This window comes from Pseudomonas sp. SWRI92 (assembly GCF_014268685.1).
GTDB classification, from domain to species: Bacteria; Pseudomonadota; Gammaproteobacteria; order Pseudomonadales; family Pseudomonadaceae; genus Aquipseudomonas; species Aquipseudomonas marvdashtae.
Genome location: NZ_JABWQY010000024.1, coordinates 22,022 through 34,308 on the forward strand (window position 1 = coordinate 22,022; position 12,287 = coordinate 34,308).

The window sequence follows — 12,287 nt, forward strand, 5'->3', positions numbered from 1 at the left end:
GGCTTCTCGTTGACTGATTCAGCTCGTTTTTGACAAACCTTACCAGCCTTCAAAACGTACATCCGGCTCTTGCGGCCGGCTGTGGGACTTGGTCAGAAAGTGATCTGCCTTGTCGGTGCGAGGCGTGGGCTCGCAAATGTGGGGCGGAGGATACGCGGGTTTTCTTTGGAATCCCAGTGGTAAGTGGTGTGGAATCATTGGGTTAGGGGTGATTCAGGGGGAAAACAGGGGGCTGCTGCGCAGCCCAGCGGGGATAAATCCCCTCGCCACAAAAAAGCTCCTGCCACAGCTCCTATTGCAGTTCCTGCCACGGTTTCTGCTCTTGGGTGGGTTAGTCGAACACCGGCGGTCTCTGTTTGTTGAGGGTTGACCACCAGAACACCCAGCCGATCACGTGGATGTGTTGCGCGTCGATCTGTTCTGCGCTGAAGACCTCGTCCGGATACGCAGCACTGTTATGACTACGCAGCCGCAGTCGGTTACCGGGGATTCGATGCAGGTATTTGATGCGCAACATGCCGTCGTGTTCGAGGGCATAGATCTGACCATCAACGATCTGCGTCAAGCCGCGGTCGATGGCGAGGGTGGAGCCGTCTTCGATGCGTTCGGCCATGCTGTCGCCGACCATGGTGGTGCAGATGGCGTCTTTAGGGTCGATTTCGAGCGATTCTAAATGGCTGCGTGGGAGGCGGATGGATTGGTCGGGGATTTCGGTGATGTGGGTTTTGCTTTCGCCGGGGGCGATGGGGACTTCCTTATAGAAAGGCAGTTCGATGTCCGTGGGTTCCGCGACGCTGTAGACGCCGTCGTTTTCGGCGGCTTCATAGGTGATGCCGGGGCCGAGGCCGAGCGGGGTCTGTGGGCCTTCGCCGGTGGCGAGCCATTGCGGGCTGACGGTCAGCAGGCCGGCGATGCTGTAGATGCGTCCCGGTGGGATGCCACGGTTGAACCAGTTGTTCACGTGCTGCGATTTCACGCCGTACAACTTCGCGAAGTCGGCGGATCGGATGTTGGCTTCTTTGAGAAGGGCTCTGAAGCGATCGCCACTGGAAAGTATTTTCATAAACGGAAAGTTTAGAGACGACCGTGCGTTCGGCAATAAACATGTCGTGCAAATTTATAAGATGATCTTTCCGTTTGCAGGAATCGAAACTGGCGCGTTAAACGCATTTAAACGCTGCTAATACGAGGTTGTATTAACTTCCCTGAAAGCATAAAAAAACCCCGGTACGAGCCGGGGTTCTTTCTTAGTTCGGTCTTAGCCTTTGTAGGCGGCAACCGACTGGGTGATCGCTTCGCGGGCGGCGTCTGCGCCGGCCCAGCCTTCGATCTTGACCCACTTGCCTTTTTCGAGATCTTTGTAGTTCGCGAAGAAGTGCTCGATCTGCTGGATCAGCAGTGGCGGCAGGTCGGTGTATTCCTTCACGTCGACGTACAGTTGCGACAGTTTGTCGTGTGGCACTGCGATGACTTTGGAATCGCCGCCGCCGTCGTCGGTCATGTTCAGGATGCCGACTGGACGGGCGCGGATGACCGAGCCTGGGGCAACCGGGTAAGGGGTCACGACCAGCACGTCGAGGGGGTCGCCGTCGTCGGCCAGGGTGTTGGGGATGTAACCGTAGTTGGCCGGGTAGAACATGGGGGTGGCCATGAAACGGTCAACGAACAGGCAATCGCTGTCTTTGTCGATTTCGTATTTGATCGGGGCGTGGTTGGCCGGGATTTCGATCGCGACGTAGATGTCGTTCGGCAGGTCTTTGCCAGCCGGAATCTTGCTGTAGCTCATTGGGCGGTGCCCCCGTTAGTTGACCAAATGACTGGTCGGATTGACCAAAAAGTGGCGGCGATTATAGGCATATTCGACCGCTGATGCCACGTTACCAGGGTCGTAGAGACCTTAGTATGACGCCTGATAGACCGGATCTTCGGCCTGAAGTTGCCGCAGCCGGGCCAACGGGTCCTGGCGGTAGAACGCTTTGAGCTGTTCATACACTGCCGGATAGGCCTGGTGCAGCAGGTCCGGGGCGCTGAAGAAGTATTCGCTGGTGACGGCAAAGAACTCCGCCGGGTTTTCCGCCGCGTAGGGATCGATGGCGGTTTCAGCGTCGGGGTTCTGGTCAAGTTGGCGGTTGAGGTCGTCGAAGGCGTGTTGCATGGCCTCGGCCCAGTCGCCGACGCGCATGTCGGCGTGCAGCGGTGGCAGGCCGTTGGCGTCGCCGTTGAGCATGTCGAGTTTGTGCGCCAGTTCGTGGATCACCAGGTTGTAGCCTTCCCAGCCGCCGCTGGCGAGCACGCCGTCCCAGGCCAGGATGATCGGGCCTTGGGGCCAGGCTTCGCCGCTGTGTTCGCCGTCCCACTCGTGTTCGATGCCGCTGGCGTCGCGGTAGCGCTGGGGGCTGAGGAAGTCGTCGGGGTAGAGGACGATTTCGTGGAAGCCCTGGTACCAGTTCAATTCGCCGAGGTGCATCAGCGGCAATTGGGCTTGGGCGGCGAGCAGCAGGCGTTGTTCCTGGTGCAGTTCGACGCCGGGCAGGGCGGTGAGGTGCTTGTCGTGCAGGAACAGTACGCAGGCTTCCCTTAGCCATTGGTCTTCTTCAACGCTGATGCCGTCGAGAAAGCTCAACTGATGACGCACCCGCTGCCAGGTTTCTTCGGTAATGGGGTGTTTGGCGAGGGTGCGTCGGCGACGCCAGTTGCTTAGCGACCACATGGGCGATCAGCGCGTTTCGGCGTTCGAGCCGCGCTGGCTCATTTTGCTGCGCACCAGGCCGATGATCATCGGCAGCAGCGACAGCAGGATGATGCCGACCACCAGCAGCGACAGGTTTTGCTTGATGAAGGGCACGTTGCCGAAGAAGTAGCCGAGGGTCACCAGGCCGCCGACCCAGAGGATGGTGCCCAGCACGCTGAAGCCGAAGAAGCGTGGGTAGGGCATTTTGCCGACGCCGGCAACGAAGGGGGCGAAGGTGCGGATGATCGGCAGGAAGCGCGCCAGGGTCACGGTTTTGCCGCCGTGCTTGGCGTAGAAGTCGTGGGTTTGTTGCAGGTAGTCGCGGCGGAAGATTTTCGAGTTGGGGTTGCTGAACAGTTTTTCGCCGGCGGTGCGGCCGATGATGTAGTTGGTGCTGTCGCCGAGGATGGCTGCGAGCATCAACAGGCCGCCCAGCAGGACCGGGTCCATGGCGCCACCGGCGGCTACGGCGCCAGCGATGAACAGCAACGAATCGCCCGGCAGGAACGGCATGACCACCAGGCCGGTTTCACAGAAGATCACCAGAAACAGGATGGCGTAGACCCATGTCCCGTAGTTGGTCACCAGCAGGTCGAGATAGACGTCGAGATGCAGAATGAGGTCGAGGGGGTTGAAGTCCATGCGTAACACCTTGGTGGCGGCCCGGCTCGGCGGGCTGGTGGGTCTGGCTTTGAGTATGACTACAGCGTGTGTAGCTTTTTCTTACAAGCCGGGAAGAGCGGCATTATACGGCGGGGCGGGGGAAGTGCGGGGTGAGTTTGTAGCTGGGGATTTCTGGGGGAGGGGCTGGATGAGGCCTGACTCGGATCGCTTTTGTGGCGAGGGAGCTTGCTCCCGCTGGACCGCGAAGCGGTCCCAAGGCAGCCAACTTGGGCAGCCTAGTGTACCGGGTGCTTAGGTTTTGGGGGCTGCTGCGCAGCCCAACGGGGATAAATCCCCTCGCCACAGGGGGCGGTGCTGTGTCATTGGATTTTTGGGTTGCAGGAAGGTTGGGGCTGCTGCGCAGCCCAGCGGGAGCAAGCTCCCTCGCCACAGGGGTTTTACTCAGCCACAGGGGGTTCACTCAGCCACAGAGGTTCACCCAGCCATAGCGCTCAAAGCCCTTCGCTGATCGGCAGCACGTAGTTCTTGAACTCGGTGTCTTCCTTGAAGCCGATCGATTCGTAGGTTTTCTGCGCGACGTCGTTGTTGCTGCTGGTGGAGACGCGCATGCGGACGGCGTTGGTTTCCTTGGCCATTTTCTTCGCGGTGCGGATCAGGTTGTCGGCGACGAGTTGGCGGCGGGCGTCTTCGGCGACGTAGATGTCGTTGAGGATCCACACGCGCTTGAGCGACAGCGACGAGTAGCTTGGGTAGAGCTGGCAGAACCCCAGCAATCGGCTGTCGTCGTCATCCGGCAGGGCCAGGTAGATGACCGATTCCTTGCGGCGCAGGCGTTTTTCCAGGAACGCCCGGGACGAGTCCGGGTAGGGCAGCGAGCCGTAGAATTCCCGGTATTTGACGAACAATGGGGTCAGCAGGTCCAGGTGTTCCAGCGTCGCTTGGATAATCCGCATGGTAGGTCTCGTCTGCAAAGGTCGACATCAAGTCTGACAACAACGTCGGACCGCCGTGCCAAGATGCTGCCTGAAAGCGGATCGAAAGCGCAATTGCAAATCAGGATCAGCTTGGGGGCGGCGCCAGTAGGAAATTACCTTTCATATCGGCACCATTTTCCGACTCTAGAGTGTGAAGCTGGGCTTCGTCCTTCAGATTGACCCCCGAGAGCTGCCGACGACAGGCCTCGCGCATCAGGTAGATCAGGCGGTGGGCCGCCATGCCGTAGCTCAGGCCTTCGAGCCGGACATTGGATATGCAGTTGCGATACGCATCGTTCAGGCCGACCTTGGGTGCGTAAGTGAAATACAGGCCCAGGCTGTCGGGGGAGCTGAGGCCGGGGCGTTCGCCGATGAGGATCACCGACATCTTGGCACCGAGCCGTTCGGCCACTTCATCGGCCACGGCGACGCGGCCTTGCTCCACCAGAACGATGGGCGACACAGACCAGCCTTCAGTCGTGATCTGTTCTTCCAGTCGCGCCAAAAACGGCAAGGTATGGCGATGCACCGCCAGCGCCGACAGGCCGTCAGCCACGACGATGGCCAGGTCCACGCCGCCGGGATGGGCTGTGGCGTGGTCCTGCAGAATCTGCACCGAAGCCTCGTCGAGCCGTCGGCCCAGGTCTGGGCGTTGTAGATAGCTGTGTCGATCTGCCGCCGCACTGTGCAGTAGCAGGCTTTCACGGCCGCGCTCAGTGAGTTGCGCGCGGATGCCTTGATGGTCGAACGCCAGGTGCACCGCATCGCGGGCTTGGGCGTGGGCGAACTGGAAGTCCAGTTGCGCCGAGGTCGGCAGGCTGGTGCCGGTGCGGCCCAGGGCGATGCGCGCCGGGGTCAGGTTGCGCAGGTTCAGCCAAGGGTTTTGTGGATCGACAGGTGGTTTATCCATGGACAGGTCTCTTATCCCAAATGTGCGAGGGCGTGACGAAACGCCGGCGGCAGGTTGTCGCCAAACCGCACCCGGCCATCGGCCTGGGTGAAGATGCCCATGTTCGCCAGCCACGTTTCGAATTCCGGCGCCGGTTTCAGGCCCAGGGTCTGGCGGGCGTAGAGGGCGTCGTGGAACGAGGTGGTCTGGTAGTTGAGCATGATGTCGTCGGAGCCGGGGATGCCCATGATGAAGTTGATCCCGGCCACGCCCAGCAACGTCAGCAGTGTGTCCATGTCGTCCTGGTCGGCTTCGGCGTGGTTGGTGTAGCAGATGTCGCAACCCATCGGCACGCCCAAAAGCTTGCCGCAGAAGTGGTCTTCGAGGCCGGCGCGGATGATCTGTTTGCCGTTGTACAGGTATTCCGGGCCGATGAAGCCTACAACCGTGTTCACCAGGAACGGGTTGAAATGTCGCGCCACGGCGTAGGCCCGCGTCTCGCAGGTCTGTTGATCGACGCCGTGGTGGGCGTTGGCTGACAGCGCGCTGCCCTGGCCGGTTTCGAAATACATCAGGTTGTTGCCGAGGGTGCCGCGATTCAGGCTGAGCCCGGCGTCGTAGCCTTCCTTCAAAATGTTGAGGCTGATGCCGAAGCTGGCGTTGGCCGCTTCGGTGCCGGCGATGGACTGGAACACCAGGTCCAGGGGCACGCCGCGGTTCGCCGCTTCGATGGAGGTGGTGACGTGGGTCAGCACGCAGCCCTGGGTGGGAATGTCGTAGCGCTGGATGATGGCGTCGAGCATTTCCAGCATCGCGCAGATCGAGGCGGTGCTGTCGGTGGCCGGGTTGATGCCGATCATGGCGTCGCCGTTGCCGAACAGCAGGCCGTCGAGGATGCTCGCGGCGATCCCGGCCGGTTCGTCGGTCGGGTGGTTGGGTTGCAGGCGGGTGGACAGTCGCCCGCGTAGGCCAAGGGTGCCGCGGAACTGGGTGACCACGCGGATTTTCTGCGCCACCAGCACCAGGTCCTGCACGCGCATGATCTTCGAGACAGCGGCGACCATTTCCGGCGTCAGGCCGGGCGCCAGTGCCCGCAGGCTTTGTTCATCGGCGGCGTCGCTGAGCAGCCAGTCGCGAAAACCGCCGACCGTGAGGTGGCTGACCGTGGCGAAGGCTTTTTTATCGTGAGTGTCGACGATCAGCCGGGTGACTTCGTCGACCTCGTAAGGAATCAGCATTTCTTGCAGGAAATGGCTGAGGGGCAAGTCAGCCAAAGCCATTTGCGCGGCCACGCGCTCGCCATCGTTGAGCGCGGCGATCTCGGCGAGGAAATCTCCGGAACGCGCCGGGCTGGCCTTGGCCATCAGGTCTTTGAGGCTGTCGAAGCGGTAGGTCTGGGCGCCGACCGTGTGTGCAAAACTGGCCATACAGGTTCTCCGTGACGGCGCCGCTGGGCGGCGCCGTGGTTTTCGGCACGTTACGGCTTAGTGCAAGGCTTCTTCGGCTTTTTGAATGGCCGCGAATTCCTCTTCGGGGGTACCTGCGACCAAGTGATGCCGACTGTAGAAGGCAAAGTAAGCAATTAACACTCCATAGATGATCGCGGCGCCGATCACTACTCGGGGATCGACCAGGAAGCCCGCCACCACGGCGATGCACGCCAACACCAGGGCCACGCCCGAGGTGAAGATGCCGCCCGGCGTGCGGTACGGCCGGTCCATTTTGGGGCGACGGATGCGCAGGGTGATGTGCGCGGCCATCATCAGCACGTAGGAAATGGTCGCGCCGAACACCGCCACCAGAATCAACAGGTCGCCCTGGCCGGTCAAGGACAGGCCGAAACCGATGATGCCGGGAATCACCAGCGCCAAGACCGGTGCTTTGCTTTTATTGGTTTCCGAGAGTTTGCGCGGCAGGTAGCCAGCGCGGGACAAGGCAAAGATCTGCCGCGAGTAGGCGTAGATGATCGAGAAGAAACTGGCAATCAAACCGGCCAGGCCGACAAGGTTGACGAAGTGTCCCATCCAGGTCGAGCCGCCGTAGGCCTTGGCCAGGGCTTCCACCAGCGGGTTGCCCGACGCCATCAGCGCGTTCGAGCCGGCGCCGCCCGGCCCGATCACCAGGATCAGCAGGGCGAAGGCCACCAACACCAGCATGGCGCCGATCAGGCCGCGCGGCAGGTCGCGCTTGGGGTTCTTGGTTTCTTCAGCGGCCAGGGGCACGCCTTCCACGGCGAGGAAAAACCAGATCGCATAAGGGATCGCTGCCCAGACGCCGACGTAGCCGAACGGCAGGAACGAACTGGCCCCCGCGGCCTCGGTGACCGGGATATCCAGCAGGTTGGCGACGTTGAAGTGCGGGACCATCGCCACCAGGAAAACTCCCAGCGCCAGGGCGGCGACGGCGGTGATGATGAACATCAGCTTGAGGGCTTCGCCGACACCGAATATGTGGATGGCGATGAAAATAATGTAGAACGCCAGGTAGATCATCCAGCCGCCAATGCCGAACAATGACTGGCAATAGGCGCCGATGAACACGGCAATCGCCGCCGGGGCGATGGCGTATTCGATCAGGATCGCCGTGCCCGTGAGAAACCCGCCCCAGGGCCCGAATGCGCTGCGGGCAAAGCCGTAGCCGCCGCCGGCGGTGGGGATCATCGAGGACAGCTCGGCGAGGGAAAAGCACATGCACAGGTACATCGCGGCCATCAGCAGCGTGGCCAGGAACATCCCGCCCCAGCCGCCCTGGGCCAGGCCGAAGTTCCAGCCGGCGTAGTCACCGGAAATGACATAGGCCACGCCGAGGCCCACCAGCAGGATCCAGCCCGCCGCGCCTTTTTTCAGTTCGCGTTGTTGGAAATATTCGGAGCCGACTTTTTCGAAGTCGACCGAGGACGTTGCCGGTTGCGGATTTGCATGATCGCTTGGCATAAGGGTTTACCTGTTTTTATTGTTTTTTGGCCCTGTTGGAGCGGGGCTGCTCTTGAAACCAATGTTGCATTGGATCGTTCCCACGCTCCGCGTGGGAATGCCTCTACGGACGCTCCGCGTTCGGCTCTTTGGGACGCGGAGCGTCCCTGGCTGCATTCCCACGCAGAGCGTAGGAACGATCAGCCGGGCGCAATTTCCCGCAGGTTAGAAGAACCCCAACGGATTGATGTCGTAGCTCACCAGCAGGTTCTTGGTCTGCTGGTAGTGATCGAGCATCATCTTGTGGGTTTCACGCCCGACGCCGGACTTCTTGTAGCCACCGAACGCGGCGTGCGCCGGGTACAGGTGGTAGCAGTTGGTCCAGACGCGACCGGCCTTGATCGCCCGGCCCATGCGGTAGGCGCGGTTGATGTCGCGGGTCCAGAGGCCGGCGCCAAGGCCGAACTCGGTGTCGTTGGCGATCGCCAGGGCTTCGGCTTCGTCCTTGAAGGTGGTGATGCTCACCACCGGGCCGAAGATTTCTTCCTGGAACACGCGCATCTTGTTGGTGCCCTTGAGCAGGGTCGGCTGGATGTAATACCCGGTCGCCAGGCTGCCCTCGAGTTTTTCCACCTTGCCGCCGGTCAGCAGCTCGGCGCCTTCGCCCTTGGCGATTTCCAAGTAGGACAGGATCTTGTCGAATTGCTGCTCGGACGCCTGGGCGCCGACCATGGTGTCGGTGTCCAGCGGGTCGCCGCGCTTGATCTGCTGGATCTTTTTCATCACCACTTGCATGAATTCGTCGTAGATCGACTCCTGCACCAGGGCGCGGGATGGGCAGGTGCAGACTTCGCCCTGGTTGAAGAACGCCAGCACCAGGCCTTCGGCGGCTTTTTCGATGAAGCTCGGCTCGGCCTGCATGATGTCTTCGAAGAAGATGTTCGGCGACTTGCCGCCCAGTTCCACGGTGGACGGGATGATGTTCTCGGCGGCGCATTTCATGATGTGCGAGCCCACCGGGGTGGAACCGGTGAAGGCAATCTTGGCGATGCGCTTGCTGGTGGCGAGGGCTTCGCCGGCTTCTTTGCCGAAACCTTGCACCACGTTCAGCACGCCCGGCGGCAGCAGGTCGCCGATCAGTTCCATGAGCACGCAGATGCCCAATGGGGTTTGCTCGGCGGGCTTGAGCACCACGCAGTTCCCGGCGGCGAGGGCCGGGGCGAGTTTCCAGGCGGCCATCAGCAGCGGGAAGTTCCACGGGATGATCTGCCCGACCACGCCCAGCGGTTCGTGGATGTGATAGGCCACGGTGTTGCCGTCGATCTCGGCGGCGCTGCCTTCCTGGGCCCGCAGGCAACCGGCGAAGTAGCGGAAGTGGTCGGCGGCCAGGGGGATGTCGGCGTTGAGGGTTTCGCGCACGGCCTTGCCGTTGTCCCAGGATTCGGTGATCGCCAGGGTTTCGAGGTTCGCTTCGATGCGGTCGGCGATTTTCAGCAGGATCAGCGAACGGGCCTGGGCCGACGTGGCACCCCAGGCATCAGCGGCGGCGTGCGCGGCGTCCAGGGCCTTTTCAATGTCTTCGGCGGTGGAACGCGGGAATTCGGCAATCGGCTGGCCATTGACCGGGGACGTATTGGTGAAGTACTGACCTTTGACCGGCGCGACGAACTCGCCGCCGATGTAGTTGCCGTATTTTGCCTTGAACGAAACGATAGCGCCTTCAGTACCGGGGTGAGCGTAACGCATGATGAGTTCTCCTTGGCTTTTGTGCTTATTAGGGAGCCGCGCAAAAACGCGCTGGTACTTAAGCCTAGAGCAAAGGTTGGGCCATTGCCTTGCAGGGCCCGGAAATCAAGACTTTAGGAGGAGTTGGCCGGACAAACGGAGGGCCTGTGTCACGGTTGCGATACGCAAGGTGTGACAGTTTGTGCCAGATACGAGACGGTCTGTGACCGGCAGGTCGCGCCAGCATTGCAAAGGCGATTGGGCTGGAGGATGCTGGCTCCGACGGCGAGGCCATGGACGGACCGCTTTTGTGGCGAGGGAGCTTGCTCCCGCTGACCGCGAAGCGGTCCCAAGGCAGCCAACTCGGTCAGCCTGATACACCGCAAACTCAGGTTTTGGGGTTGCTGCGCAGCCCAGCGGGAGCAAGCTCCCTCGCCACGGGGTAATGTGTCGGCAGGTCCAAAAGGTCCTTCGGGGAGAACAATAAGAAATGCACAGCAACCATTTGAGTCGCCATGCCCGGCAAGTCCTGACGGTCACCCAAGGCAAGGCCCATCTGCAGGGCCCTGGCAGCGATCCGTCGATTGCCCGTTCCTGGCTGCGCTGCCTCGAGGACTATCACCTCGACCCGGCCCAGAACCTGGCGCCGACGGTGCTGGAGCATGGCCGTGTGCTGGAAAGCCGCGAGCGCCTGCAACAAGTGCTGCACATCGCCGGCAATGAAATGACCAGCCTGCACCAGCAACTGTCCGGCGCTGGCCACGCGGTGCTGCTGACCGACGCCCGGGGCGTGATCCTCAATTGCGTCACCGCCCCCAGCGAACGGAAGATTTTCGAACGGGCCGGCCTCTGGCTTGGCGCCGACTGGAGCGAAGCCTGCGAAGGCACCAACGGCATCGGCACCTGCCTGGTGGAGCGCCAGGCCCTGACCATCCACCAGGAAGAACACTTTCGCGGTCGTCACACCGGCCTGACCTGCTCGGCCAGCCCCGTGTTCGATCCCCAGGGCGAACTGCTGGCGGTGCTCGACGTGTCCTCGGCCCGGCCAGACGTCTCGCGCCAGAGCCAGTTCCACACCATGGCCCTGGTCAATCTCTCGGCGAAGATGATCGAGAGCTGCTATTTCCTCCGCTGCTTCGACAATCAATGGCTGCTGCGCTTTCACTTGCAGGCCGAGTCCGTGGGACTGTTCAGTGAGGGTTTGCTGGCGTTCGACGGCGAAGGGCGGATTAACGCGGTCAACCAGAGCGCGTTGAACCTGTTGGGACACATCCGTGGCAGCCTGCTCGGCCAGCGCGTCGAGGACTTTTTCGATTGTTCGCTGGATGAGTTGCTGGGCCGGGCCAGCGCCCAGGCGAGTGCAAGTTGGCCGTTGCGCACTCGCGACGGCCGGCCGCTGTTCGCTGTCCTGCGCGGCCAGCCTCGTAGCGTGCCGGCGCCGGTCGCGCCGAAGCTCAAAGTTGTCGAACCCGCACGCCTGCCGGGCATCTGCCTCGGCGACGCGGCGTTACAGGAGCATTTTCGCAAGGCGCTGCGAGTCTTCGAGCGCGACGTGCCGCTGTTGATCCACGGCGAAACCGGCTCCGGCAAGGAGGCGTTCGCCAAGGCGGTGCACCACGCCAGCCAGCGCGCCGGGAAAAATTTCGTCGCCCTCAACTGCGCGGCCATCCCGGAAAGCCTGATCGAGAGCGAGCTGTTCGGTTATCGCGGCGGCAGCTTCACTGGCGCGCGCAAGGAAGGCATGCGCGGCAAGCTGCAACAGGCCGACGGCGGCACGCTATTCCTCGATGAAATCGGCGACATGCCCCTGGCCTTGCAGACCCGTTTACTGCGGGTGCTGGAAGATCGCCAGGTAGTGCCCATCGGCGGCGAACCCGAGGCGGTGAACGTGCGCATCATCAGCGCCACCCACCGGCAATTGCTCGACCGGGTCCAGGACGGCAGTTTTCGGGAGGATTTGTATTACCGGCTCAACGGCCTGGAAATCCCGTTGCCGGCGTTGCGCGAGCGCAGTGATAAAGCCCAACTGCTGGATTTCCTGCTGGCCGAGGAGAGTGGCGCCGACACCGTGTTCATCGACGAACCAGCGCGCCAGGCACTGCTGGGATTCGATTGGCCGGGCAACGTGCGGCAACTACGCAATGTGCTGCGGACCCTTGCCGCGTTGTGTGATGGCGGGCGGATTGGGATCGAGGACTTGCCGGCGATGATTCGCCAGCGTCCGGTGGCAGTGGTTGAAACGGTGGCGGAGCGGCCGCTGGAAGACGCCGAGCGCCTGGCATTGCTCGATGCCCTGGAGCGCCAGCGCTGGCACATGACCCACACGGCGGCGCAACTGGGGATCAGCCGCAATACCCTCTACCGCAAGCTGCGCAAACACGCCATCGCTCGCTGAGCTACGGACGATCGTACCCACGCGGAGCGTAGGAACG

At 61.9% G+C, this 12,287-nt stretch carries 10 protein-coding genes; 1 reads left to right on the forward strand and 9 read right to left on the reverse strand.

The genetic code is table 11. The annotated features are described in order from the left end of the window. Positions 1–331 precede the first annotated feature (331 nt). The 9 genes from HU762_RS25000 to HU762_RS25040 form a co-directional block, all read right to left on the reverse strand. A complete protein-coding gene (locus tag HU762_RS25000) occupies positions 332–1,063 on the reverse strand; it encodes a helix-turn-helix transcriptional regulator (RefSeq protein ID WP_186641495.1) in 732 nt (243 codons plus the stop codon). A gap of 195 nt (positions 1,064–1,258) precedes the next feature. Beyond that, positions 1,259–1,786 (reverse strand): inorganic diphosphatase, encoded by a 528-nt coding sequence (gene ppa, locus HU762_RS25005; protein ID WP_186641429.1) that lies wholly within the window; start codon positions 1,784–1,786, stop codon positions 1,259–1,261. Positions 1,787–1,897: 111 nt separating this feature from the next. Continuing rightward, on the reverse strand, positions 1,898–2,710 hold the full coding sequence (locus HU762_RS25010) for a M90 family metallopeptidase (protein ID WP_186641431.1): 813 nt from the start codon (positions 2,708–2,710) through the stop codon (positions 1,898–1,900). A gap of 6 nt (positions 2,711–2,716) precedes the next feature. After that, entirely contained in the window at positions 2,717–3,373 is a 657-nt protein-coding gene (locus HU762_RS25015; protein WP_186641433.1) for a DedA family protein, read from the reverse strand. A 473-nt stretch (positions 3,374–3,846) separates the two neighbouring features. Then, the gene (locus HU762_RS25020) at positions 3,847–4,308 is read right to left on the reverse strand and encodes a GNAT family N-acetyltransferase (RefSeq protein ID WP_186641436.1); all 462 of its coding nucleotides are present in this window, start codon (positions 4,306–4,308) and stop codon (positions 3,847–3,849) included. A 106-nt stretch (positions 4,309–4,414) separates the two neighbouring features. Next, the gene (eutC, locus tag HU762_RS25025) at positions 4,415–5,239 is read right to left on the reverse strand and encodes an ethanolamine ammonia-lyase subunit EutC (protein ID WP_186641438.1); all 825 of its coding nucleotides are present in this window, start codon (positions 5,237–5,239) and stop codon (positions 4,415–4,417) included. Between the two features lie 11 nt (positions 5,240–5,250). Beyond that, positions 5,251–6,645, reverse strand: a complete 1,395-nt coding sequence (locus tag HU762_RS25030) for an ethanolamine ammonia-lyase subunit EutB (protein ID WP_186641440.1) — start codon at positions 6,643–6,645, stop codon at positions 5,251–5,253. A gap of 57 nt (positions 6,646–6,702) precedes the next feature. Further along, on the reverse strand, positions 6,703–8,151 hold the full coding sequence (gene eat, locus HU762_RS25035) for an ethanolamine permease (protein ID WP_186641442.1): 1,449 nt from the start codon (positions 8,149–8,151) through the stop codon (positions 6,703–6,705). A 204-nt stretch (positions 8,152–8,355) separates the two neighbouring features. Next, positions 8,356–9,876, reverse strand: a complete 1,521-nt coding sequence (locus tag HU762_RS25040; RefSeq protein ID WP_186641444.1) for an aldehyde dehydrogenase family protein — start codon at positions 9,874–9,876, stop codon at positions 8,356–8,358. Between the two features lie 469 nt (positions 9,877–10,345). On the opposite strand from HU762_RS25040, the gene HU762_RS25045 reads away from it, so the two are divergent. Continuing rightward, positions 10,346–12,250 (forward strand): sigma-54-dependent Fis family transcriptional regulator, encoded by a 1,905-nt coding sequence (locus tag HU762_RS25045; protein ID WP_186641446.1) that lies wholly within the window; start codon positions 10,346–10,348, stop codon positions 12,248–12,250. Positions 12,251–12,287 lie beyond the last annotated feature (37 nt).